Annotated in this window: 20 protein-coding genes; 3 read left to right on the plus strand and 17 right to left on the minus strand. The window is 63.0% G+C overall.

The window, feature by feature from the left end; translation table 11 throughout:
* Window positions 1-59: 59 nt before the first annotated feature.
* Window positions 60-779: a 16S rRNA (uracil(1498)-N(3))-methyltransferase gene (locus J1G18_RS00930; protein WP_098966038.1), complete on the plus strand. Its 720-nt coding sequence runs from the start codon at window positions 60-62 to the stop codon at window positions 777-779.
* Window positions 780-900: 121 nt separating this feature from the next.
* Here J1G18_RS00930 and J1G18_RS00935 read toward each other — a convergent pair whose 3' ends face one another.
* Both J1G18_RS00935 and J1G18_RS00940 read right to left on the minus strand, forming a co-directional pair.
* Window positions 901-1,803 (minus strand): transporter substrate-binding domain-containing protein, encoded by a 903-nt coding sequence (locus tag J1G18_RS00935; RefSeq protein ID WP_134784859.1) that lies wholly within the window; start codon window positions 1,801-1,803, stop codon window positions 901-903.
* A gap of 41 nt (window positions 1,804-1,844) precedes the next feature.
* A complete protein-coding gene (locus J1G18_RS00940) occupies window positions 1,845-3,086 on the minus strand; it encodes a D-amino acid dehydrogenase (protein ID WP_223006956.1) in 1,242 nt (413 codons plus the stop codon).
* 108 nt (window positions 3,087-3,194) lie between these two features.
* On the opposite strand from J1G18_RS00940, the gene J1G18_RS00945 reads away from it, so the two are divergent.
* A complete protein-coding gene (locus J1G18_RS00945) occupies window positions 3,195-4,112 on the plus strand; it encodes a LysR family transcriptional regulator (protein ID WP_027610598.1) in 918 nt (305 codons plus the stop codon).
* 129 nt (window positions 4,113-4,241) lie between these two features.
* Here the strand turns inward: J1G18_RS00945 and trhA are convergent, their stop codons facing one another.
* Window positions 4,242-4,859, minus strand: coding sequence for a PAQR family membrane homeostasis protein TrhA (gene trhA, locus J1G18_RS00950; protein ID WP_007964065.1), 618 nt, complete (start codon window positions 4,857-4,859; stop codon window positions 4,242-4,244).
* 142 nt (window positions 4,860-5,001) lie between these two features.
* Here trhA and J1G18_RS00955 point away from each other — a divergent pair, with 142 nt between their 5' ends.
* A complete protein-coding gene (locus J1G18_RS00955) occupies window positions 5,002-5,916 on the plus strand; it encodes a LysR substrate-binding domain-containing protein (RefSeq protein ID WP_223006957.1) in 915 nt (304 codons plus the stop codon).
* A 111-nt stretch (window positions 5,917-6,027) separates the two neighbouring features.
* Here J1G18_RS00955 and madM read toward each other — a convergent pair whose 3' ends face one another.
* From madM to J1G18_RS01025, 14 genes are all read right to left on the minus strand, one after another.
* Window positions 6,028-6,792, minus strand: coding sequence for a malonate transporter subunit MadM (madM, locus tag J1G18_RS00960; protein ID WP_123588956.1), 765 nt, complete (start codon window positions 6,790-6,792; stop codon window positions 6,028-6,030).
* A 1-nt stretch (window position 6,793) separates the two neighbouring features.
* The gene (gene madL / locus J1G18_RS00965; protein ID WP_103369368.1) at window positions 6,794-7,210 is read right to left on the minus strand and encodes a malonate transporter subunit MadL; all 417 of its coding nucleotides are present in this window, start codon (window positions 7,208-7,210) and stop codon (window positions 6,794-6,796) included.
* Window positions 7,211-7,276: 66 nt separating this feature from the next.
* Window positions 7,277-8,197 carry a malonate decarboxylase subunit epsilon gene (gene mdcH / locus J1G18_RS00970; RefSeq protein ID WP_223006958.1) on the minus strand — a complete coding sequence of 307 codons (921 nt, stop codon included), beginning with the start codon at window positions 8,195-8,197 and terminating at the stop codon, window positions 7,277-7,279.
* The gene (locus tag J1G18_RS00975) at window positions 8,194-8,814 is read right to left on the minus strand and encodes a malonate decarboxylase holo-ACP synthase (RefSeq protein WP_223006959.1); all 621 of its coding nucleotides are present in this window, start codon (window positions 8,812-8,814) and stop codon (window positions 8,194-8,196) included. The genes mdcH and J1G18_RS00975 overlap by 4 nt, the downstream gene beginning before the upstream one ends.
* Window positions 8,808-9,593, minus strand: coding sequence for a biotin-independent malonate decarboxylase subunit gamma (gene mdcE / locus J1G18_RS00980; RefSeq protein ID WP_223006960.1), 786 nt, complete (start codon window positions 9,591-9,593; stop codon window positions 8,808-8,810). The genes J1G18_RS00975 and mdcE overlap by 7 nt, the downstream gene beginning before the upstream one ends.
* A complete protein-coding gene (locus tag J1G18_RS00985; protein ID WP_223006961.1) occupies window positions 9,590-10,441 on the minus strand; it encodes a biotin-independent malonate decarboxylase subunit beta in 852 nt (283 codons plus the stop codon). Before J1G18_RS00985 ends, mdcE begins: the two co-directional genes overlap by 4 nt.
* Window positions 10,434-10,733 carry a malonate decarboxylase subunit delta gene (locus J1G18_RS00990; RefSeq protein ID WP_003229075.1) on the minus strand — a complete coding sequence of 100 codons (300 nt, stop codon included), beginning with the start codon at window positions 10,731-10,733 and terminating at the stop codon, window positions 10,434-10,436. The genes J1G18_RS00985 and J1G18_RS00990 overlap by 8 nt, the downstream gene beginning before the upstream one ends.
* Entirely contained in the window at window positions 10,733-11,605 is an 873-nt protein-coding gene (locus J1G18_RS00995; RefSeq protein ID WP_223006962.1) for a triphosphoribosyl-dephospho-CoA synthase, read from the minus strand. The genes J1G18_RS00990 and J1G18_RS00995 overlap by 1 nt, the downstream gene beginning before the upstream one ends.
* Entirely contained in the window at window positions 11,605-13,275 is a 1,671-nt protein-coding gene (gene mdcA, locus J1G18_RS01000) for a malonate decarboxylase subunit alpha (RefSeq protein ID WP_095137524.1), read from the minus strand. The genes J1G18_RS00995 and mdcA overlap by 1 nt, the downstream gene beginning before the upstream one ends.
* A gap of 321 nt (window positions 13,276-13,596) precedes the next feature.
* Window positions 13,597-13,962: a DUF6124 family protein gene (locus J1G18_RS01005; RefSeq protein WP_134784869.1), complete on the minus strand. Its 366-nt coding sequence runs from the start codon at window positions 13,960-13,962 to the stop codon at window positions 13,597-13,599.
* Between the two features lie 531 nt (window positions 13,963-14,493).
* The gene (locus tag J1G18_RS01010; RefSeq protein ID WP_003229084.1) at window positions 14,494-14,964 is read right to left on the minus strand and encodes a chemotaxis protein CheW; all 471 of its coding nucleotides are present in this window, start codon (window positions 14,962-14,964) and stop codon (window positions 14,494-14,496) included.
* The gene (locus J1G18_RS01015) at window positions 14,957-20,857 is read right to left on the minus strand and encodes an Hpt domain-containing protein (RefSeq protein ID WP_223007101.1); all 5,901 of its coding nucleotides are present in this window, start codon (window positions 20,855-20,857) and stop codon (window positions 14,957-14,959) included. The genes J1G18_RS01010 and J1G18_RS01015 overlap by 8 nt, the downstream gene beginning before the upstream one ends.
* 11 nt (window positions 20,858-20,868) lie before the next feature.
* Window positions 20,869-22,923 (minus strand): methyl-accepting chemotaxis protein, encoded by a 2,055-nt coding sequence (locus tag J1G18_RS01020; RefSeq protein ID WP_027610585.1) that lies wholly within the window; start codon window positions 22,921-22,923, stop codon window positions 20,869-20,871.
* Between the two features lie 200 nt (window positions 22,924-23,123).
* Window positions 23,124-23,663, minus strand: coding sequence for a chemotaxis protein CheW (locus J1G18_RS01025; RefSeq protein ID WP_007964098.1), 540 nt, complete (start codon window positions 23,661-23,663; stop codon window positions 23,124-23,126).
* Window position 23,664: the final 1 nt, after the last annotated feature.

Here is a 23,664-nt window from a genome sequence, read left to right on the forward strand (position 1 = left end):
CTGCTCGCGAATGAAGTCGACACCGATCCAACTGATTCACATCTTTCCAGAGACCCGAAATGAGACTGTCCCGCTTCTTTATCGACGCCCCCCTGAGCACCGGCGAACACGAACTGCCGGAAGCCCAGGCGCATTACATCAGCCGCGTGCTGCGCATGGCCGAGGGCGATGCGGTGCAGCTGTTCGACGGCTCCGGCCATGAGTTTCGCGGCTCGCTGGTGGAGGTCGGCAAGAAACGCGTCGTCGTGCAGATCGACGAGCAGTTAGCCGGGCAGATTGAATCGCCGCTGCAGATCCACCTCGGCCAGGGCCTGTCCCGTGGCGAACGCATGGACTGGGCGATCCAGAAAGCCACCGAGCTGGGCGTGACGGAAATCACCCCGATCTTCAGCGACCGCTGCGAAGTGCGCCTGAAGGACGAACGCGCCGACAAACGCCTGCTGCACTGGCGTCAGGTGGCGATCAGCGCCTGTGAGCAGTGCGGCCGCTCGCGGGTGCCGGTGATTCATCCGCCGGTGCTGCTGGCGGACTGGTTGAAACAGACCGAAGCCGAGCTGAAACTGGTGCTGCACCCGGTGGCGGAGCCGCTGGTGAGCCATGCCAAACCGGCGACCCTGGCGTTCCTGATCGGCCCCGAAGGCGGCTTGTCCGACGCCGAGGTCGAGCAAGCCAAGGGCAACGGTTTCCACGCCGCCCGCCTCGGCCCACGCGTGCTGCGTACCGAGACTGCGCCGGTGGTTGCACTGGCGGTGGCTCAGCAGCTTTGGGGTGACTTCTAGGGCCTCTTCGCGAGCAAGCCCGCTCCCACATTGGATTTCCAGTGAGCACAAATTTTGTGCACACCCGAGAACTACCGTGGGAGCGGGCTTGCTCGCGAAGAGCTTCACCTCGGTCTGACTGTCACTCCACCGGATCACTGACTGGCCTGGCAATGATCGCCTTCAACTCGCTGGTCATCGGAAACTCCAGGTTCAACCCCTTTGGCGGGATCGGCTGTTCGAACCACTTACGGTAAATCCCGTTGATCTCCCCCGAGCTGTACAGATCGGCCAGCGCGTCGTTCACCAGCGCGAGGAATTGCGGATCATCCTTGCGCACCATGCAGCTGTAGATTTCCCGCGATTGTTCCTCCCCCACCACGACCCAGTTGTGCGGGTCCCGCGCCTTGGCCCGCTCGCCGTAGAGCAATGCGTCGTCCATGTAGAAGGCCGCTGCCCGTCCCGACTGCAGCATCTGGAACGCCTCGCCGTGATCCTTGGCGCTGATCACGAACATGTTCAGTTTGTGGTCGAGGTTGTAGCTCTTCAGATAGCGCTCGTTGGTGGTGCCGGCGGTGGTCACCACGTTCTTGCCGCGCAGGTCATCGAAGCTGTGAATGCCGCTGTCCTTTGCGGTCAGCAACTGCCCTTTTACGTAGATGAAACCGTAGGAGAACGCGACCTGTTTCTGCCGCTCGGCCGTCACCCCGGTGGAGCCGCACTCAAGATCAACCGTGCCGTTCTGCACCAGCGGAATCCGCGTCTGCGATGTCACCAGGTTGTACTTCACCTTCAGCTCCGGCAACGCCAGTTGCTGCTTGATCCGCTCGACAATCTTGCCTGCCAGCTCCACCGAATACCCCATCGGCTGCCCGGTGTGATCGCCCACATACGAGAACGGCACCGACGCATCGCGATAGCCCAGGGTGATGCTGTTGGCGCTGGCGATCTTGCCAAGCGCGCCGGTCAGCGGCACTTCATTGGCCTGTGCCTGGGCGCCGATGAACAGCGCCAGTGTGCAGCCGAGCAACGTGATTTTTTGCATTGTTATTCTCCGTTGTGGTTGGGGTGTTTTAGCAGAATCCGTCACGCCGCACGGGGATTGAAGCCGTGCAGATCAATGGATGTACGCTGCTGGCCGATCAGTTCGCTGAGCAACTGCCCGCTGCCGCAGGCCAGGGTGAAACCGAGCGCGCCGTGGCCGAGGTTGAGCCACAGATTGCGATACGCCGTGGCGCCCAACAACGGTACGCCGGTGGGGGTGGCCGGGCGCATGCCCGCCCACTCCACAGCCGCGTCGTAATTGCCGGCATCGGGAAAGGTGTCGCGGGCCTGGCGCTTGATCAGTGCCAACCGCTCGGGATCTACCGCCGGGTCGAAACCGACGATGTCGACCATCGCCGCCACGCGTAACTGTTCGCCGATGCGCGCGTAGACGATCTTGCGGTCGTAGTCGGTGATGCTCACGTCCGGCGCCCGATGCCCGTTGCCGATCGGCACGGTCAGGCTGTAACCCTTCAGCGGATACAGCGGCACGTGCAGGCCGGGCAGCGCCAGCAAAGAGCTTCGGTGCCCGGCGGCGATTACCAGTTGGTCGACCGGCAGGGTTTCGTCGCCAAGCTCAATGGCGGTGACGGCGCCGTGGCTGTGACGAATGCCGGTGACTGCCTGACCGAGACGAAACTCGCAACGGCCCGACGCCTTCAATCGCCCCGCCAACTGCTGGCAGAAGGCGTGACAGTCGCCGACTTCTTCATCCGGCGTGTAGATCGCGCCCACAAACGGCGCTTTGGTCAAGGCCGGTTCCAGTTGCGCACATTCGGTGGCGGACAACACCTGTTGTTGCTGCGGATCGGCCAGGCCCTTGCGCGCATGGTCGAAACTGACGGCATTGCGGAAAGTCACCAGTTTGCCGTTGCGCCGCCAGTTGAAACCGGTAAGTCCGTCATCCTCGCGCCAGCGTTTCAGGGTGCTCTGGCTGAACAGCGCCAGACGCAACAGATGCGCCGCGTTTTCGCGGTTGATCGAGGTGCGGCAGGCGGCGAGAAACGACGCCATCCAGCGCCATTGCGCCGGGTCCAGACGCGGGCGCAGCTTGAGCGGTGAGTCGCCGCGCAGCATCCAGCCGATCGCCTGCAACGGCACGCCGGCATCGGCCAGCGGCGCCACATAGCGGTAGGACAACTGGCCGCCGTTGGCGAAGCTGGTTTCGCTGCCCAGCGACTGCCGCGCCTCGACCACTGTCACTTCGAAACCGTCGCGCACCAGCGCATAGGCCGTTGCCAACCCGATCACGCCGCCGCCGATGATGCACACACGCTGAGCCATGTCCGTCCCTATTTCTATGTGAAGACGAGGCTGAGGTTAGGGTGAGGTGACAGGCGCCGAACAATGAATAAAGATGCCAGACCTATAAACAAAGGTTATGGACTCGCCATGCGCCTTCGCCACATCGAGATTTTCCAGGCCATCCGCCAGACCGGCTCGGTCAGCGCCGCTGCGCAATTGCTGCACGTCTCGCAACCGGCGGTGACCAAAGTGCTGCAGCACGCCGAGCAGCAGTTGGGCTTTCCGTTGTTTCTGCGGGTGCGCGGTAAATTGCAGGCGACCCCGGAAGCGCTGGAGCTGGAGCGCGAAGTCGACAAGGTCACGGAAAGTCTGCAAGGCGTGCGGCGCCTGGCACAGAGCCTGCGCCGCGAACCCGGCCACAGCCTGCGGATCGGCGCGACTCCAGCGCTGGCGCTGTCGCTGCTGCCGCCGGCGATCCGGCAATGGACGGCGCAATTCCCGGACATCGCCTGCGAACTGTCCAGTGCCCACAGCCGCGAGTTGATGCAGAACCTGCTGATGCGCGAAGTGGACGTGGCCCTGACGTTGCAACTGCCGGATCACCCGGGGCTGAAAGCGCAGCCGCTGGCGGCGGGGGTGCTGGTGGCGTTGGCGCCAAAGGACTTCTGGCCGCCGGCAGACGTCGGCAAACCGCTGCCACTGATGGCGCTTGCGGATGTGCCGCTTATTGGTTTATCCAGCGCCGATCCATTGGCGGCAAGGCTCGACAGCTATCTGGAAGCGGTGGAGCCACCGCCACGGGTGCGGATTGCCGTGCAGACCTATTCGCTGGCACGGGCGATGGTCGAGTCCGGCGCCGGCGTCGCGGTGATCGATCCGTTCACCGCACTGGGCGCCTCTGTGGCAACCACCACCCTCCGCCCCCTCGCCCCGCCACTGCCGATCACTTTGTACGCCGTGACCCGCGCCAGCGAGCCACCACCGCATACGCTCAACGATCTGCTGCAGATTTTCAGCCAGCGAGCTGAACAACAACTCAATAACCTGCACTCGGCACAAGTCTGATGTGGGAACACAACTAATGTGGGAGCGGGCTTGCTCGCGAATGCGGTGTGTCATTCAACAGAGATGTTGTCTGAATCGACGCATTCGCGAGCAAGCCCGCTCCCACAGGGAGATTGGGGACAATTCCAGTTAGAGGACATAAAACAGAATCGCCACAAAGTGCAGCAGACTCCCGGCGATCACGAACAGATGCCAGATCCCGTGCGCATGCCGTAACCGGTGATCCAGGGCAAAAAAGATAATGCCCACGGTGTACAACACCCCGCCCGACGCCAGCCAGGCAAACCCTGCCGTGCCCAAAGCAGCAATCAACGGTTTGACCGCCACCAGCACGATCCAGCCCATCACCGCGTAGATCACGATCGACAGGATCCGCGCTTCCGAGCGTGGTTTGATCTCCTGCAGGATGCCGATCAGCGCCAGCCCCCAGACAATCCCGAACAACGTCCAGCCCCACGGCCCGCGCAGCGTCACCAGACAGAATGGTGTGTAGCTGCCGGCGATCAGCAGGTAGATCGAAAAGTGATCGACCTTCTTCATGATCGCTTTCTTGCGCCCGCGCACGCTGTGGTACACGGTCGAGGCGCTGTAGAGCACCAGCAACGTAAAGGCGTAGATCGCCACGCTGACAATTTTCCACGGACTGCCGTCGAGGCTGGCAATCACCAGCATCCACACGCCGCCGATAAATGCGGCCACTGCCCCGACCAGATGCGTCCAGGCGTTGAGTTTTTCCCCGTGATACATGTGTCGCTCACCTCGTTATTCGTTACCGCAGCGCGCAAGGCTCGGGCCTTGAGCGTAAAAGCGCAATGTTTCTGTTCAACGCGGACCTGCGCACGCCACGGTAATTGGGCACAATCGGTCGATACCAAAAAGAGTCCGCGCCATGCTGATCGACGAAGAATTGACCCTGAAAAAACTCGAGGTGTTCCTCGCCTTCATGCGCACCGGCAATCTGGCGCGCGCCGCTGCCGAGTTGCAGACCAGCAATGTCAGCGTGCACCGGGCGATCCATTCGCTGGAAAGCGCCCTGCGCTGCCCGCTGTTCAAGCACGAAGGGCGCAACCTGACGCCACTGGAAAGCGCCTACGTGCTCGAAGAACGCGCGCAGAAGCTGATTCAGGACGTGGTCGAAAGCGTGCGCCTGACCCGCGAGGCCGCCGGTTTCTCCGCTGAACGCTTCAAACTCGGCTCGCTGTATTCGCTGACGGTGAAAACCGTACCGCAACTGATCATGGGCCTGAAGATCCGCCGCAGCGAACTCAACATCGACCTGATCCTCGGCTCGAACATCGACCTGCTGTACAAGCTGAAGAACATGGAAGTCGACGCGATTCTGGTGTCGCTGGACGACACGGTCAGCGACCCGGACTGCGAGCAGATCCCGCTGTTTTCCGATGACATTTTCCTCGCCACGCCGGCAGATTCAAGATTCGCTCAACGCAGTGAAGTCGATCTGGCAGAGGTGCGCGATGAAACCTTCATCACCCTGACCCAAGGCTTCGCCACCCATCAGGACGGCATTCGGGTGTTCAAGCAGGCGGGGTTCGAGCCGAAGGTGGCGATGCAGGTCAACGACATCTTCACCCTGCTGAGCATGGTCAGCTCGGGGGTGGGTTATGCGTTGCTGCCGGGAAGGATTGCGGCGGTGTACGAGAACCGGGTGAAGCTGATTCCGTTGCAGGAGAAGTACCGCTTGCAGCAGCACATTGGCGTGGTGTTTCTCAAGGCCAAGGAGCGCGATCCGAATCTGCTGGCGTTGCTGGCGGAGTGTCGGATGTATGCCAATCGCCAGACTTGAGACCGAGTCGCGCCCTTCGCGAGCAAGCCCGCCCCCACAGGGGAACGCATTCCAAATGTGGGAGCGGGCTTGCTCGCGAAAGCGTCAACTCAGACAACTGAAATTCCGGATCTAGCCCACAATCCCGCGAACAATGAAGAACAGCAGCGAAGGCCCCAGCAAACAGCCAAGCCCAGTATGGAACGTAGCGGTCAACGCCCCATAAGGCACCAACCGCCGATCCGTCGCCGCCAGCCCCGCGGTCACCCCGCTCACCGTCCCGGCCAGACCACCAAACACCATCGCCGAGCGCGGGTTATCCAGGCCCATCCAGCGCGCCGCGACCGGCGTGCCGACCATCACCAGAATCGCCTTGATCAATCCAGTGGCAATCGACAGCGCCATCACATCCGAGGTCGCGCCAATAGCCGCACCAGTCACCGGTCCGACGATGTAGGTCACCGCGCCCGCGCCGATGGTGGTCATGCTCACCGCATCGCGATAGCCGAAGGCCCAAGCCATACACGCGCCGACAATGAACGGCAGGATGGTGCCGAGCAGCAGCGCGATCACGCCAATCAACCCGGCCTTCTTCGCCTCGGTCGCCTGCACTTCGAACGCCGTGGCGACAATCGCGAAATCCCGCAGCATCGCCCCACCCATCAGGCCGATGCCGGAGAACAGCGTCAGATCCGCCAGGCCTTTCTGGCCACCGGTCATGGTGCCGCCGACCCAGGCCAGCACCAGACCGATGACGATGGCAATCGCCGAGCCGTGAATGCGCCCGAAGGTCAGGCGTTTCGAGAGAATCACCGAGACCCACATGATCACGCCGACGAAAGCGAACGCGGTGATCAGGCCATTGTGTTCCAGACCGTTTTCAATGAGTGCCCACATGTCAGCGACCTCCTACCGGGGTGCCGACCGGGGTGACTTCCACCGGTTCGTCGGGCAATGGTTCACCCTTATGGGTGCGGCTGATCAAGGCAATCGTGCAGCCACAGACCAGCACCGAACCGATGGCCGCCAGCACCGCCACCGGGCCGCCGTGCAGGGCGGTGACGACGTTCTGTTGCGCGGCCATCGCTACCACCACCGGAATGTACATCGCGCCCCAGAAGCCGACGCCCATTTCGCAATCCCTGGTCATGCCGCCGCGTTTTTGCATCCACAACCGCGCGCAGATCAACAGAATCATGGCGATGCCGACCCCGCCGACGTTGGATTTGACGCCCAGCAACACGCCAAGCATGTCACCCATGATCACCCCTGCCAGCGTACAGATCGCCAGCAGCGCCACACCGTAAATAATCATTGTTGTAGTCCTCAAAGTGCATCGTCGAATGTTGTTTTTGTTGTTCGAAGCCTGAGTCGCGGCAGTTTATGGTCGGCGGCCACCCTCCTCTCGCAACAGCGCCTGCAAGGTGTCCAGACGCGCACTGTCAAAGGCAGTGACCGTGCCCGATTCAAACACCCGGCGCGCCAGCCCGGTCAGCACCGCACCGGGCGGCAGTTCGATTTGTAAACGTACGCCGCGCTCGTAAGCGCTTTGCACGGTGCCGCGCCAGTCCACCACGCGGCACATGTTGAAGGCGAGGTCGTCGCGCAAGGCATCAGGCTTGATCAGCGGACGCGCGCGGCTGCCACTCAGGTAAGCGATTTTCGGGGGCTTCAGTGCAACCTTGGCGAAGGCTTCGGCGAGGGTTTGCGCCGGCGCTTCCAGCAACGGACAGTGTGACGGCACGCTCACCGCCAGGCGTTTCGCCAGACCGGCGCCACGACTGCGCGCCAGTTCCGCCACCGCTTGCATCGCCTTGTCGCTGCCGGCAATCACCACCTGGTTATCGGCATTGATGTTGGCCAGATACACCGGCGACTCCGCGCTGTGCACCTGCGCCAGCAGCGTTTCGACGGTGGATAATTGCAGGCCGATGATTGCGGTCATGCCAAAGCCTTGTGGATAAGCCTGCTGCATCAACTCGCCACGCAGGCTGACCAGATTTAACGCATCGCTGAAGCTCAATGCCCCGGCGACCACCGCTGCCGGGTAGGCACCGATGGACAGACCGGCGACGTAATCCGCTTCCAATTCGTCCTGTAGCAACTGCCGCGAGGCAGCGACCCCGGCGATCAACAGGCACAGCTGAACCGCCCGGGTGCTGCGCAACGCGTCGGCAGAATCGAGCAGCGCGACATCTTCACCGAGCACCTCGCTGGCCTCGGTCAAGGTTTCCCGAGGCAAACGCAGGAGCATGCCCGGTTGCTGCGCGCCCTGGCCGGGGAACACCAACAGGCTGCTCACGCTGCCTGCTCCTGCGGGTTCCACGGATCAGTGACCAGACAGGCTTGATGGGCGTTTTTCAGCAGCACCCGTGCAGACCCACTGGCCCATTCGCGCAAAGCGACTGCACCGAACGGCGTCTGCAATTGCATGTCGACCCGGCACACGGCGTGATCAAAAACCGCGACCAGTTTGCGTGCTTGATTACGCGTGATCAGTTGCGGTGTACGCAGAATCAGATCGAGATCGCTGGCCGCGTGCATCGCCCTAAAACCACTGGCCAATTCAAACCCGACACTACCGCTGATACCCCAGACCCAACCGCAGTCATCAAGCATTGGCCGCAGTTGTTTGAGTGCCTGCATCACCGGTAAATCGCGCTCGCACTCAACATGACACAGCGCCTCAGGACTAACGCGACAGGCAATCGAATCGACCGGCATGAACGCCGCCAGCCGCTGCTCACGGAACACACCGCGCACGCCCACCGCGATCAAACCTTCAGCGCTCACCGCCCGCCGCACCACCACCGGTTGCCCGGCAGCCAGCGACTCGATCGCCCACTGCGGCGCATCCGCCGGCAACTGCGCCGGGGTCATGCCCCAGAGCAGGTCGTGAGCCAGTGGCATGTTCACCACTGCGCCCTCAGCAGTTCACGCACGCGGCTGGACGCTTCACGATTTTTCGCGCCGAGACGCTTGCGCAAGTCAGTGCTGGAGATATCGTCGATGGCCTGTTTCAGGCACTCGGTCACCCGCGCAAGATCCTCCGCCGTCGGCTGCTCGATCTGCTGCACCGAGAGGGTTTCCCAGAGCAATCCGAGGCTGGCGTAGCTGTCGATGTCATAGGCCATTGGCGGCACGCTGGCGGACAGTGCTTCCAGTTCCTCGACACTGCGCAGCGTCACTCGCGCCGCCGAGGCCTTGCCCATCGCATGCACCATCACCCCGGGATCGCGCAGGGCAATCAAACGGTTGGCCTGATAACCATGAGCAAGAAACGCCCCGGACATGGCCTTGCCCACCAGCAGCGCAATCACCGGATGCCCGGCCAGACGGGCGCGGGCATAACTGTCCGCCGCACCGGCCAGTGCCTGATGAATGCCGAGGGCTTCTTCGCGACGACCGTAAGCCTGGCTCGGGACGTCGACGATGGCGATGATCGGGCGCTTCTGCGCTTTGTCGCGATCCGCCGTGATCGCGTCATCTACAGCCTTGGCCAGACCCCAGCCTTCGAGCAAACCGACTTCGCCATTGCGAGCCCGTGGGAAACGGTTGTCGGGGTCAGCGACCACCGCAATAAAGCGTCCAAGTTCGCCATCGGCCACTTGCAACGATGGCGGCAAACCTTCTACGGCTTTCGCGCCCGCGCTCAGGGCGTTGAACCAGTTCAAACCGCGCACGGAATAACCACTCATGAGCGCTCTCCTTGATACAGATCGCGAACCACCGACGGTTCGATTTGCTTGGCGGTGTCCAAACGGTTCAGGCGTTGCAGGAACCAATCGGCGCGCTGACTGCGCGGCTTAGCGGGCAAACCCTGCTGCAGCAATTCACCGACCTGCTGACGGATCTGCGCCACATCATCGGCGACATAACGATCCACCAGCCCGCTGGCGAAACGCTGTTCGCCGCCGGTCAGGCTCCAGATGAAGGGCCGGTCGCGGGAGTCGTATTCCTCGATCCCGGCTTCCTGCTCGATCACCTGCGGCCCGTTCAAACCGAGACGCGCTTCCTGGGTCACCAGCAAATAACTGCACAGCGCAGCGGCAATCGACATGCCGCCGAAACAACCAACACTGCCCGCGACCACACCGACCACCGGTTGGTACTGCTGCAAATCGACAATCGCCGCATGAATATCGGCAATCGCCGCCAGCCCGAGGTTGGCTTCCTGCAAACGCACGCCACCGGTTTCCAGCAGCAACACGGCGCGAGTCGGGATGCCCTTGCGGTTGTCTTCGGCGGCCAGTTCCAGCGCGCCGGCAATCTTCGCCCCGCCGACTTCGCCGAGGCTGCCGCCCTGGAACGCGCCTTCGATGGCGGCGATCACCACCGGCAAACCGTCGAGGCTGCCCTTGGCGATCACAACGCCGTCATCGGCTTGCGGCACCACGCCCTGGCGTTCAAGCCATGGCGACATGACCCGCTGAAACGGGTCGAGCAATTCGCGGAAGGTCCCGGCGTCGAGCAAGGCTTTCGCCCGTTGCCGCGCGCCGAGTTCGACGAAGCTGTGCTTGTGCAACAGCGCTGCGCTGTCAGTCATGGCCGATCTCCTCGAAACCTTGTTCCAGGCGCAAACGCACCACCCCCGGCGTGGCGCCGAAATCGTGAATATCGATGGCCATCGCCGGCGGCGTGGTGCCGTCGAACATCCGCGCGAACAGATGCTGCCAACGCTGCTGCGCACCGTTGACCGAGGTCTGCACATTGATCGTCAGCTTGCCGGCCAGCCCCGGTTCAATCAGCACTTCCAGATCGCCCGAGCCGACACAGCCGACCAGCGCCCGCCCGCGTGGCGGCTGCCCGGCGGGGAATTCAAAGGATAAGGTTTCCATCAAAACGCTCCTTGAAGGATGCCGTCGCGCTCGATTCGATCGAGCAGCAGCGTGGCGGCGAGCAAATCGGCGGCGCCACCGGGCGAGGCATTCAATGCGATGAGTTGTTGATCCAGTTCGTGCAGACGCCGACGCCCGCTGAGGCTGGCGCTGCCGCCGGCGTCGAGCACCGCTTGCGCGCCGTGTTGCATGGCGTGCAGGCCTTGTTCACCGGCGCGGTAGAGCACGCAGGTGTCGGCCAGATCGGTCATGATCGCGAGCAGCGCGTCGAGCCGGGCGTTCTGTTCGCCGTGGCTGCTGGCGCGGCTGCGTTTGAGTTGCGGCAAGCCGCGTTGCAGCACGGACGGGAAGCCGAGTTGCGCTTCCTCACGGGCACCGCGTGCGCCGTAGCGCAGGGCGACTTGCGCGCCGTGGCTCAGCGGTTTTGGTGCGTAGCGGTCATCGAGTAATGCCAGACGTGCGGCGCGAAGAGAGACTGCGTTGGCGCTTGAGGATTTCGGTTCCAGCGCAGCAGCGGTCACCAGTAACCCCAGCGCCCAAATGGCGCCGCGATGGGTATTCACGCCGTTGGTGGTCGTGAGCATGGCTTGCTCGCCTTCACGGCCGATGCGGCCAATCGTTTCGCGCAACGTGGAATCGACTTCGCCGATTTCAACCGCCGCTTCGGCCATTTCCTTGAACGCCGGCCACAACGACAGCGCCGAGGCGTGCATCAGGCCCAGGTGCAGATCGGTGTGCGCGCCATTGCCACGTCGGTCGACCAGCGCCGGTTTCGGTGACAGATCGGCTTCGTCGATCAGCGCATCCACCGCCAGATCCGCCAGGCGTTCGCTCAGGCTCAGGGATTTCGCTTGCAGGTTGAGTGCGTGCATTACCAGCTCCTGAACTTGGCGGGCGGGTTGTACAGGCCGCCGGACCACTCGACCAGATCGGCCACACTTTTCGCCGCCAGCAGTTCGCGGGTGGCGTCGGTGCGGCGGATGCCGAGGTCTTCGGGCAAGGCGATCAGGCCTTCGCGGCGCATGCGTTCGGTGTCTTTCGGGTTGTGCCGCAGGCCGATGGCGGTAACGCCGGCCACCGCTGCGATCATCGCCTGACGCTCTTCCAGCGAGCGCGCCTTGTACAGGTAGGCGATGCCCTCTTCGGTGAGCAAGTGAGTGACGTCGTCGCCGTAGATCATGATCGGCGCCAGCGGCATGCCGCTTTTCTTCGCCACCTCCACCGCGTCGAGGGTTTCGACGAAGGTCGGTTTGCCGCCCTCCTGGAAGGTCTCGACCATTTGCACCACGAGTTTCTTGCCGCGCTCGAGCATCGGTTGCTGCGAATCGTCATGGCGCATGTCGAGCCACGCCGGGGTGCCGTGACGACGGCCGCGTGGGTCGTGCCCCATGTTCGGTGCGCCGCCGAAACCGGCGAGGCGACCACGGGTCACGGTGGAGGAATGGCCATCGCCATCGACTTGCAGGGTTGCACCGATGAACAGGTCCACCGCGTACTGCCCGGCCAGTTGGCAGAACATCCGGTTGGAACGCAGCGAACCGTCACGCCCGGTGAAGAACACGTCCGGCCGCGCGGCGATGTAATTTTCCATGCCCAGTTCGGTGCCGAAGCAATGCACGCTTTCGACCCAGCCGCTTTCGATCGCCGGGATCAACGTCGGGTGCGGGTTGAGCGTCCAGTTGCGGCAGATCTTGCCTTTGAGGCCGAGGGATTCGCCGTAGGTGGGCAGGATCAGCTCAATGGCGGCGGTGTTGAAACCGATGCCGTGGTTGAGCGACTGCACGTTGTGTTTTTCGTAGATCCCGCGAATCGCCATCATCGCCATCAACACGTGCACCGGTTTGATGTGCCGTGGGTCGCGGGTGAACAGCGGTTCGATGTAGAACGGCTTGTCCGCCACCACCACGAAATCCACCCACGAGGCCGGGATGTCGACGCGAGGCAGTTCGCTGACATCGTCGACCAATTGGTTGACCTGGACGATGACGATGCCATCGCTGAACGCCGCCGGTTCAATCAGTGCCGGGGTGTCTTCGGTGCTCGGGCCGGTGTAGATGTTACCGGCGCGGTCGGCCATGAACCCGGCCGAAAGCACGACGTTGGGGATCAGGTCCACCACCAGCCGCGCGTAGAGTTCGATGTAGGTGTGGATCGCGCCGATTTCCAGCAGGCCGTCTTCGAGCAACTGGCTGATGCGCAGGCTCTGGGTGCCGGCGAAGGAGAAATCGAGCTTGCGGGCGATGCCGCGTTCGAACAGATCGAGGTGCTCGGAGCGACCGACGCTCGGCATGATCATGTGCAGATCATGCAGCTTGGCCGGATCGGCTTTGGCCAGCGAACGGGAAAGGAAATCCGCCTGCTTCTGGTTGTTGCCCTCCAGCACCACACGGTCGCCGGGATGGATCAACGCTTCGAGTGCGGCGACGATCTTGTCGCTTGGCAGTACCACACCGTCGGCCAGCCCGCGCACCTTGTCGAGACGCCGCTGCTTCTCGTCACGCCGCCGCGTCCAGCGCGAGTCGGGGGAAATTGTTGTTGTCATGCTCACTCCACGGGGTTCGCTGTCGTGGAGCTACGTTAGGCGTGTGGGGTGGGGGCATCAATCAAGCGCGGTGGTGAATCGTTACGCTCAGGGTAACGATCGAGGGCTGCCCTCACCCTAGCCCTCTCCCGGAGGGAGAGGGGACTGATTGGGGGATGCTCAAGGGTTACGTCGACCTGGGAGTGTTGTACTGAATCCGGAATTCACCAGGTTTACCAAATCCATAATCGACTCGGTTTTTCAGGTCGATGTACAACGCCAGACACCTCGGTCGGCCCCCTCTCCCTCCGGGAGAGGGCTGGGGTGAGGGTCGGCTTTTAATCACTCCGTCGGCACCAACCTATCCAACACCCGATTCACCGCCATCTCCGCCACCATCACCACCTGAGCAATGCCCTGCAGCGTCTTGCGGTGCGTGCCTTGCACCAGCGCCGCATGGTTGTTGAGCATGACCGTGGCCGAGCCGAGGGATTCGCTGGCGTCGGCCAGCAGGGATTCGCTGTCGGCGTCGGGGTTGGCCATATACAGCGTGTTGGGGGTGTAGGGCGTGGCCATGAGGTCGGGTTTTGGCGGGCCGAGGTAATGGTCGAGGGCGCGCTCGGCGGCTTCGTGGAATTTCTTTGATTCGGGGGCTTCGTAGGGGGATGCCGCATCTGTTGGCGGCGGACTTGGTGTTGGTTTAATCATTTTCAGGTTCCGAAATAAAGCTGGAACCGCTTCTCTGCTAAAAGAAGGGGTGGCAGCTGAACGCAGGTTAGCAGACCGGGGAACCTAAGGAAGCCGGCGCGCCGAAGCGCCCTGCGCACAGCCGCCATCGAATGCAGGCACTGAGCCTGACGATGATGTATGTGCACCCTTAGATTAACCACGGGCTGCTAAACCCGATCACTGGGAATCAGTGACGGGATCAAGTTACGCAGCCTGCCGAGGGCGCACAAGCCGGCGGATTCTGGTGCATGCGTAGGCAGCGGCGCAAGGATTTGTAGGCTGCTGACCGTAACCTTGGGTGTCCTTAAACAGCGGGGCTGAAGTGTGTTTATTGCGCTGTAGAGATTGAGGATTTGTCTGTCGGATTGAGGTGAGGCGACTGGCGCCTTCGCGAGCAAGCCCGCTCCCACAGGGGATTTATGGCGTACATAAAATCTGCATCCACTGAAGACCCACTGTGGGAGCGGGCTTGCTCGCGAAGAGGCCAGTCATGCCACTGAAGACTCCGGATCAGTGGATAAGTCCGGCATCCACCAACAACTGCTCCAACCCCAACAAATCCGGCACCTTCGCCACCTGCTCCCCGACCTGCACCGCCGCCTGCTCCAGCGCACACAACGGCACATCGACATAACTCAACTGACTGTCGAGCTTGTACGAACGCGGGATCCCCTGCACCAGCAGCGCAATGAATTTCAGCTGCGGCAACCCACCGAGAGCATTGAGGATGACGATCCGCGCGCGTTCGCCGATGACGATTTTCTGCCCGCAGGCTGACTCGAAACTCAGCAGCGGAATCTGCCGTTCGCGCCAGCTCACCCGCCCCAGATACCACGGCGGGGTGTCGAGGTCGAAGGCGCTGGCCTGGTAGTCGATCAGCTCGGCGACGGCGACGTTGGGCAGGATCAGGTTGCGGTCGGCCAGCGGCAGCAGCAGGCCGGTGAGTTGGCTGGTGCGCGCGTTGTGGCGGCGCTCATGCATGTTTCTTGCTCCAGTGGGCAATGCTTTCGAGCAGCACCGATTCCTGATACGGCTTGCCGAGGTAGTCGTTGACGCCGATGGCCATCGCGCGGTCGCGGTGTTTCTGCCCGGTGCGCGAGGTGATCATGATGATCGGCAGGTGTTGCAGGCGCTCGTCATTGCGTACCTGGGTGGCGACTTCGAAGCCGTCCATGCGCGGCATTTCGATGTCGAGCAGCATCAGGTCGGGCATGTGTTCTTCGAGCAGCAACATGGCGTCGACACCGTCCTTGGCGGTCAGCACGTTCATGCCGTGGCGTTCGAGCAAACGGCTGGTGACCTTGCGCACGGTCACCGAGTCATCGACCACCAGCACCAGCAGTGGCTTCTGCGGTTCGCTGTCGATTTCCGTCTGCGCCGGGCGCTGCGCAACCCGCGCCTGCATCGCGCGGATCGGTGCGAGTAGATCAAGAATCAGCACCACCCGGCCATCGCCGAGAATCGTCGCCCCGGACACGCCCTGCACTGCCGCGAACTGCGGGCCGAGGCTCTTGACCACGATCTCGCGGGTGCCAGCCATCGCATCGACCTGCACCGCGATGTGCCGGTCATTGCACTGCACCAGCAGCACCGGCAGCGGCAGGCTCTGGCCGAGCAGTTTCGGGCGTGGCGCGGTTTTCAGCAGCTCGCCCAGATAGCACAGTTCGTAACGCTGGCCGGCGTAGTGGTAGCTCGGCGGATCGTTGCGGTAGTGCGCTTCCAGATCATTCGGCAACACGCGGACGATGCCTTCGATGGTGTTCAGCGGAATCGCGTATTGATCCTCGCCGCACTGCACCATCAGCGCGCGGTTGACCGACACGGTGAACGGCAGACGAATGCGAAAATGCACGCCCTGCCCCGGCACCGAGTCGATGCTCATGGTGCCGCCGAGCTGACGGACTTCTTCGTGAACCACGTCCATGCCGACGCCGCGTCCGGAAATCTGGGTGATCTTTTCCGCCGTGGAGAACCCCGGCTGCAGGATGAATTGCAGCACGTCGCGGTCGCTGATCTCGGCGTCCGGTGCCAGCAGGCCGCGCTTGATTGCCTTGCGCCGCACCGCGTCCAGCGGCACCCCAGCGCCATCGTCGCGAATATCGAAAACGATGTCGCCACCCTCGCGGGTCAGGTCGAGGGTGATCGTACCCTGCGCCGGTTTGCCCGCCGCCAGCCGCACTTCGGCCGACTCCAGACCATGGTCGACGGCGTTGCGCAGCATGTGCTCCAGCGGCGCGGCCATGCGCTCCAGCACGTTGCGATCCATCTCGCCTTCGGCGTTGCCGATGATGAACGCGACGTCTTTGTTCAGCTCTTCGGCGACCTGACGCACGATGCGTTTCAGGCGCGGCAGCATGCGTTCGAACGGCACCATGCGCGTACGCATCAGGCCTTCCTGCAACTCGGTGTTGATCCGCCCCTGTTGCTGCAACAGGTTCTCGGCGTCGTGGTTGCGGCGCTCGAGGGTTTCCTTGAGATCGAGCAAGTCGGAGGCGGATTCGAACAGCGCCCGCGACAGTTGCTGCAACTGCGAATGACGGTCCATTTCCAGCGGATCGAATTCTTCGTAACCGAGGCGTTCGGCATCGACTTGCTGACGGCTGAGAATACGCCCCTGGGTTTCGGTGTCGAGCCGGCGAAGCTGATCGCGCATGCGCTCGATGGTGGTTTCCATCTCGTTCAGCGCGGTTTGCGCATCGCTGACTTGCTGCTCGATACGCCCACGGAAAATCGAGGTTTCCCCAGCCAGGTTGACCAGCTCATCGAGCAGTTCGGCGGAGACCTTGACCATGTCCGCGCCGGCATCAGCGGCGGGTGCCGCAGGCTCGGTCTTGGCCGGAATCGGCAGCAGCGGCGGCGTGTCAGGAGTCGCCGGGTGGCTGAAATTCTGGATCGCGTTGATCAGCCGATCCGCCGGCGGGCATGGCTGCCCGGCGCGCACGCCGTCGAGCATCTGCGCCAACCGGTCATGCCCGCGCTGCACCAGCGCGAACAGTTCGGCGGACGGTTGCAGCACGCCGGTGGCGAGGCTTTCGTAAAGGTATTCGAGCTCATGGGCGAGGTCGCCGATCGGGCCGATCTCGACCATCCGCGCGCCGCCCTTGAGGGTGTGCAGATCGCGCAGCAGGGTTTCCACTTCCTGCCGATTGCCCGGCTCTGCCTGCCAGCGCAACAGCGCGGCGCCGGAGCTTTCGATGATGTCGAAACCTTCTTCGAGGAAGATTTCCAGCAGTTCCGGATCATGCGCCGCGCTGTCGGGTACAGCCGTCGGCTGCGCCGCTTCGGCACTGCCGGACTGGCCCTGACGGAACTGGCGGATCGCTTCGATCAGGTCTTGCGCCGGGGTCAGTGGCTGATGGTTGTGCAACTGTTCAAGCAACTGCGCCAAGCGGTCGTGGCTCTTGTGCAGCAAGCGTCCGAGCAGCTCGCTGTAACTGTGGCGACGATCCACCAGACCTTCGTAAAGACTTTCCAGCTCATGGGCCAGATCGCCGATGGCGTCGACTTCGGCCATCCGCGCGCCGCCCTTGAGGGTGTGCAGATCGCGCTGCAACGACGACAGCGGCGCAGCGTTGTCCGGGTCGCTCAACCAGCGCTGCAGGGCTTGCCCGGCACTGTCGAGAATATCCACCGCTTCTTCGAGAAAGATCTCGACGATCTCGTCATCCGGCGCGCTTTCGGCGTTGGCGCGGGACAGTTCGGCGGTGGCGGCGCCCAGCTCATGGATGCTCAAGGTGCGGCTGCCGTCGCTGCGAATCAGCCCCATGGCGGTCGGGTCGAGGCTTTCATCGAGCAGTTCGTGCAGGGCGCGAATGCGCTGCGGCTGTGGGGTGATTTCCTGGCCGGCGGCCAGTTCGTCGAGCATGTTGATCAGCGCTTCGTGAGCGTTCTGCGCTTCGTGGAAGAACCTGTCGCTGACCGCCAGGCTGCTTTCTTCGACGGCGCCATAGAGGTCGAGCAAGGCTTCGCAGAGCACGTCCACCGGCAGCAGATCGGCGAGGTGTGCGCCTTCGCCCAGAGTAGTGAGTTCGTCCAGCAGCGCGCTGAGTTCCTGGCGCTCGCCGGGGTGTTGCTGCCAGCGTTGCAACAGGCTTTCGGCGTCGAGCAGGATGTCCATGCCTTGAGCGAGGAAGTTGTTGATCAGTTGCGGATCGCGCTTGATCCGCAGGCCGGTGTTCGGCGCGTTGAGGATCGCCTCCAGGCGTTCGGCCAGCAGCGTTTCGGTGCGTTTGATCAGCGACTGCGCACCGACAATCGGTGCCAGCGGATCGTGCTTGAGCTGGCGCAGACCGACGCGGAACAGGCCTTGGGCTTCAAGGAGCAATTCCACTTCATCAAGATCCAGCGGCAACTGATGCGCCTTGAACTCGCGCGCCAGTTTATCCAGCGGCGCGGCCAGTTCGGCAATCGGCAACACGCCGGCCATCGACGCACTGCCCTTGAGCGTGTGCAAGGCGCGCTGCAATTCGTCGCTGGCCGGCAGCGGCACATGCTCGGCAGCCTGATCGAGGAAGCGGTTGAGGCTGGCGAGGTGGGTTTCGGCCTCGTTGCGGAAGATCTCCAGCAACAACGGGTCGAGGGCCGCCACGTCGTCGACGTCTTCGGCCGCCAGCGGCTCGACGCCTTTGGCCAGCGCATGCGCGCGGGCCGCCAGTTGATCGACATCGCTGCGCTGACGCTGGCGCTGCGTGGCGAATTCGCTGATCAGTTCCGGCAGTAGCAACGCCGTGTCGGTGAGCAACTGCTGCACCTGCGCGCCAGGTTCGACGCTGTGTTCCAGCACGCGGTTGAGCAGGTTTTCCACCGCCCAGGCCAGCTCGCCAAGGATCAACGCGCGAACCATGCGCCCGCTGCCCTTCAAGGTGTGAAAGGCGCGGCGCAGTTCGGTCAGGGCGGCGCGGTCATGAGTGTCGGCCGACCAGCGCGGCAGGTATTCGTGCAGGACTTCGAGGACTTCGTCGGTCTCTTCGAGGAACACTTCGCGCAGTTCATCGTCCACCGGCTCTTCATCGGCCGGTGGTGGCATCAGGCTGCCGGGCGTGATCAAGGCCGGCGGGTTGACCGCCGACACCGGGCTGGCCAGCACATCGGCCAGCGACTGCACGGTGTCAGGGTCATCCAGCGCTTGCAGGTCCTGCATCACCAGCGCTTCGCTGGGGCTGAGCACATCGTCGAGCACCGGTACGTGCTGTTCGTGTGGAAAGAAACCGAGGCTGGCGAGGCTCTTTTGTGCGACATCCAGCAGTTGTTCATTCGGCGCTTGCGGGTCGTCGCTCAGGCGCTCGAGGTAATACTCGAGGCTGGTGATGACGTCGGCCAGATTATCCAGTTGCTGCCAGCCTGGCTGGTGCGGATCGAGCAGCAGGTGTTCGCGGATGAAGCTGTTACAGGCCTCGACCAGACTCGCCGCGCGGCTCAGCGGAATCATCGCCAGCGCGCCGCGCACTTGAGTCAGCAGTTCAGGCAGCGGCTGCAGTTGCTGGCGATCCCAATCGGCGTCGATGTAATCAACGATCATGTCCTTGGCCTGTTGCAGGCAGATGCGCGCTTCCTTGATCACGATCTGATGGATCTGCGTCAGGTCAGTGGTCGGCAGGCGCGCGTCTTCGGGGCTTTCCGGCTCTACGGTGCCGACCATCCCGGCGAGGTTGGCTTCGACGTAGAGCAGCGCACCGGCAACGTCCATCAGCGTCGCGTCATTCGGTTCGCGCTGGCCCTGGGCGAGGCTGAGCACCACCGCCAGTTGATCGATGATGACTTTGCGCGGCTGGCCGAAACCGAGCACCGCGAGGGTGTCGGCGATCTGCCGCAACGGCGCCAGCAGGCTCTCCAGATCGGAGGTGTGCTGACGGTCGCTGCGCACGAACAGGTCGAGGCGTTCCTTGACCCGCACCAACTCTTCGCACAGCGCCGCCAGCACCGAGCGCATCGCATCGCGGTCGGGACCGGCCAGGCGCGCGCGTTCTTCGTCGACCATCGCGCTGTCGGGCAACGCGTCGTCCAGGGAGTAGCGTTCTTTCATGGTCAGCATCTGCCCGGTGGGATGTTCGGCTTTGGCAATATAGAACAGCAGGCTTTTCAGCAGCTCCGGCGGGGGCGGCTGATTGAGGCCGCGCGGGCCTTGTTCGAGCAGGCGCTTGAGTTCCTTGTCGGCGTCCTTGAACAGGCTGCGCAGCGCCGGGCTGTTGGCGATGGCGCCTTCGCGCATGCCTTCGACCAGCGCGGAAGCGACCTGCCACAGCGGGCTCAGGGGCGCATCGGCGCTGAGCGCTTCGAGGCGCTGGAAAACTTTCGCCAGGTATTCGAGGTGGGTCTGGTCATCCTGCTCGCGCAGCAACCCGACCAGCGCCATTTGCAGCATCTGACGCAACTTGCGCAGCACGTTGGGCCAGTCGGCCGGCTCCAGCGCGGCCAAGGCTTCTGCGCTCAACGGCGACACGTCCGGCAAGGGCGGGCTGAACAGGCTGGTTTCCGAGAGCAGGCTATCGCCGCGCGCACTGCGCAGGTCGTTGATCAGCGGCAGCACCACCAGCGGCAAGTCGCGGCGGGCGCTCTGCACCCGATCGAGGTAGATCGGCAATTGCCCAAGGGCTTGCAGCAGCAAGTGCAGGGCTTCATCGCGATGGGCGACGCGCCCCTGCTGCAAGGCTTCGACCAGATGCTCCATTTCTTCGGCGAGCAACGCCGCGCCGTAGAACTCGACCATCTGCAAACTGCCGTGCACCTGATGGATATAGGCCAGACACTCATCCAGCCCCGGCGCGGCCTGCGGGTCATCGAGCACGGCTTCAATCGCCTGATGCGCCTGTTTCAGCGTTTCGGCAATTTCACCCTTGACCCATTCGAGGGCCACGTAGTCGTGCCGGTCACCCATAACCACTCCACTCACGCCTTGTCCGTCGCGGACGCCGACGGCAAGGTGAAACCGGATACCGAACGGCGCAGCTGACTGGCCATTTTCGCCAGATTGCCAATGCTCTCGGCGGTGGCGGTCGAGCCGGACGAGGTCTGCGTGGTGATCTGCTGGATCACGTTCATCGTCAGCGAGATCTGCCCGGCCGACGAGGTCTGCTGCTGCGCCGCGTTGGAGATGCTTTGAATCAACGCGGCGAGGGTTTTCGAAACGCCTTCGATTTCTTCCAGTGCCACTCCGGCATCCTGCGCCAGTCGCGCGCCGCGCACCACTTCGGTGGTGGTCTGCTCCATGGAAATCACCGCTTCGTTGGTGTCGGTCTGGATCGCCCGCACCAGGGTTTCGATCTGCCGGGTGGCGGCGGACGAACGTTCGGCCAACCGCTGCACTTCGTCGGCGACCACGGCAAAACCGCGTCCGGCATCCCCGGCCATCGAGGCCTGAATCGCCGCGTTGAGCGCGAGGATGTTGGTCTGGTCGGCAATGTCGTCGATCAGGCTGACGATGTCGCCGATTTCCTGCGACGACTCGCCCAGACGCTTGATGCGCTTGGCGGTGTCCTGAATCTGTTCGCGGATGTTGTCCATGCCGTGGATAGTGTTGTGCACCACCTCGTTGCCCTTGTTGGCGATTTCCACCGAGCGCTCGGCCACCGCCGAGGATTCAGCGGCGTTGGCCGAGACCTGATCGATCGACTGGGCCATATCGCTGATCGCGGTCGAGGCTTCGGAAATCTGCTGCGCCTGATGTTCCGAGGCTTGCGCCAGGTGCATGGCGGTGGCCTGGGTTTCCTGCACGGCGGCGGCGACTTGGCCGGCGGTGAGGTTGATCGTCGCGACCAGATCGCGCAGTTGATCGACCGAGTAGTTGATCGAATCGGCGATGGTTCCGGTGAAGTCTTCGGTCACCGAGGCGGTCACCGTCAGGTCACCGTCGGCGAGGTCTTCGATCTCGTCGAGCAGGCGCATGATCGCGTTCTGGTTGCGCTCGTTCTTCTCGGCGGTCTCGCGCAACTGGCGGTTGGTTTCACGAACCATGACCATGCCGATCAGGATGATCGAGGCCAGCGCCAGCAAGCCCAGCACGTAACCGCCGATGGTGTCGGTGTTACGCCCGCCGGCAAGATTTTCGAAACCGCTGGCGAGGTGCGAGGCCTCGTCGAGCAGGGTCTGCGACAGGCTGAAAATGTTGCTCGCCGATTCACGGACCTTGAACAGTTCTGGCGAGGTTTCGAGGATTTCATCCACCGAGCCGGAGACGAACTGGAACAGCTCGGAAATTTCACTCAGGCGCGCACGGGCATCGCGGTCTTCGACCTGGCTGATTTTCAGGGTCGGGTTGCCCTGCAGCATGCCGTTGAGCACCTGACCGAAACGGGTGGCATCGCGGCCAAACGCATCGGCGGCCTGCTGCGAATTTTCGTCGCCGGCCAGCACGGTGTTGACCGCACCGAGGATGCGCTCGGCCAGCAGCGATTGGCGTTGGGCCATCGCCACCTGCGCTGCCGGCGCGCCGCGCTGCAGGAGGATCTCGACGACTTTTTCGTATTCGATCTGCAACTGCGGCACGGTTTCGGCCAGGGTCGCGGCGACTTGATGCAGCGAGAGCACGGTCTGTTCGCTGGAGAGAATCGCGTCGGTGTTTTTCAGCAGGCGTTCCCAATCCAGCTGCACCGCGCGCATTTCCGGGCGCACGGTGGCCGGCGCGGGTGGCAGGCCGGTGGCCGGGTCGCCCTTCTTCAGGTAACCCCAGCGCTGGGCAAAATCATTGCGCGCATCGCTCAGCAGCTTGAACGCAGCCGACTTCCCGGCAGCCGCCTCGGTGGCGTTCTTGGCAATGCGTTGCGACAGCACGCGCAGTTCACCGGCGTGACCGATGTATTGCTTGTCGTAGTTGGCCTGGGTGTTGAGGTAGGCGAAGTTGGCGAACAGCAGCATGATGAACACGATCAGTGCGATGAACAGCACGATGATCTGCGAGCGACTGCGCGACCCTTCCGCCGATTTGCCTGTTTTTGCCTTTGTCATCGGTCCTCGCCTATGAAACCTGCCACGGTCCACTGTGGGATTTGTGGTGAGGGGATTTATCCCCGATGGGTCGCGCAGCGGCCCCAACACTGAGTTGTATCTGGCACATCGCGAATGCAGGTTTTGGGTTGGCTTAGCCAACCATCGGGGATAAATCCCCTCGCCACAAACCCCCACCCCATAGATATCTGGTGCTTCGGCTATATCGCGACGCTCATGAACACCGGCGATTTGGCCAGCGCAAACAGGCTGAACACCCGCCAGTTCTGCTCACGCCGGAAATAGCCTTTGACGAACTCGGCCTTGGAACCCTGGCGTTTGCTGATCGAGATCGGTTCGAAGCTGTCCTGCTCGAAGTGCTGCAGACCGAACACCTCATCCACCAGCAACCCGGCGAACACATCGTTGTGCTCCACCACCAACACACGCCGCTGCTTGCGCAGCGGCGACAGCTCGTGACCGAAGAATCCGCACAGGTCCATGATCGGCAGCAAGCGCCCACGCAGGTTAGCCACCCCTTTGACCCACGGCTTGACCCCGGGCAACTGAGTGCAGCGCGGTTCGTGCAGCACTTCGCTGACTTCGCCCATCGGCGTCACGTACCAATGCTCGCCGAGGCGAAAACCGATGCCGCTCCAGCGATCCTGACGGCCGGGCTGCGACGGCAGGTCCGCCGCCAGCAGACGGCAGCGCTGGTCGATCTGCCACAGCAGCTCGAACGCGGTCAGCGACTGGTTCATG

Origin of the sequence: Pseudomonas sp. MIS38 (genome assembly GCF_019891575.1) — a bacterium.
Lineage (GTDB): Bacteria > Pseudomonadota > Gammaproteobacteria > Pseudomonadales > Pseudomonadaceae > Aquipseudomonas > Aquipseudomonas putida_A.

What these genes read in the sequence shown, in the direction of transcription:
- mdcA (WP_095137524.1), bottom strand. Translation starts at nt 13,275, where the DNA reads ATGACAACAACAATTTCCCCCGACTCGCGCTGGACGCGGCGGCGTGAC.
- J1G18_RS00995 (WP_223006962.1), bottom strand. Translation starts at nt 11,605, where the DNA reads ATGCACGCACTCAACCTGCAAGCGAAATCCCTGAGCCTGAGCGAACGC.
- madM (WP_123588956.1), bottom strand. Translation starts at nt 6,792, where the DNA reads ATGTGGGCACTCATTGAAAACGGTCTGGAACACAATGGCCTGATCACC.
- J1G18_RS00935 (WP_134784859.1), bottom strand. Translation starts at nt 1,803, where the DNA reads ATGCAAAAAATCACGTTGCTCGGCTGCACACTGGCGCTGTTCATCGGC.
- J1G18_RS01020 (WP_027610585.1), bottom strand. Translation starts at nt 22,923, where the DNA reads ATGACAAAGGCAAAAACAGGCAAATCGGCGGAAGGGTCGCGCAGTCGC.
- madL (WP_103369368.1), bottom strand. Translation starts at nt 7,210, where the DNA reads ATGATTATTTACGGTGTGGCGCTGCTGGCGATCTGTACGCTGGCAGGG.
- J1G18_RS00985 (WP_223006961.1), bottom strand. Translation starts at nt 10,441, where the DNA reads ATGACTGACAGCGCAGCGCTGTTGCACAAGCACAGCTTCGTCGAACTC.
- J1G18_RS00930 (WP_098966038.1), top strand. Translation starts at nt 60, where the DNA reads ATGAGACTGTCCCGCTTCTTTATCGACGCCCCCCTGAGCACCGGCGAA.
- J1G18_RS01015 (WP_223007101.1), bottom strand. Translation starts at nt 20,857, where the DNA reads ATGGGTGACCGGCACGACTACGTGGCCCTCGAATGGGTCAAGGGTGAA.
- J1G18_RS01025 (WP_007964098.1), bottom strand. Translation starts at nt 23,663, where the DNA reads ATGAACCAGTCGCTGACCGCGTTCGAGCTGCTGTGGCAGATCGACCAG.
- J1G18_RS00990 (WP_003229075.1), bottom strand. Translation starts at nt 10,733, where the DNA reads ATGGAAACCTTATCCTTTGAATTCCCCGCCGGGCAGCCGCCACGCGGG.
- J1G18_RS00940 (WP_223006956.1), bottom strand. Translation starts at nt 3,086, where the DNA reads ATGGCTCAGCGTGTGTGCATCATCGGCGGCGGCGTGATCGGGTTGGCA.
- J1G18_RS01010 (WP_003229084.1), bottom strand. Translation starts at nt 14,964, where the DNA reads ATGCATGAGCGCCGCCACAACGCGCGCACCAGCCAACTCACCGGCCTG.
- J1G18_RS00955 (WP_223006957.1), top strand. Translation starts at nt 5,002, where the DNA reads ATGCTGATCGACGAAGAATTGACCCTGAAAAAACTCGAGGTGTTCCTC.
- J1G18_RS00945 (WP_027610598.1), top strand. Translation starts at nt 3,195, where the DNA reads ATGCGCCTTCGCCACATCGAGATTTTCCAGGCCATCCGCCAGACCGGC.
- mdcE (WP_223006960.1), bottom strand. Translation starts at nt 9,593, where the DNA reads ATGAGTGGTTATTCCGTGCGCGGTTTGAACTGGTTCAACGCCCTGAGC.
- trhA (WP_007964065.1), bottom strand. Translation starts at nt 4,859, where the DNA reads ATGTATCACGGGGAAAAACTCAACGCCTGGACGCATCTGGTCGGGGCA.
- J1G18_RS01005 (WP_134784869.1), bottom strand. Translation starts at nt 13,962, where the DNA reads ATGATTAAACCAACACCAAGTCCGCCGCCAACAGATGCGGCATCCCCC.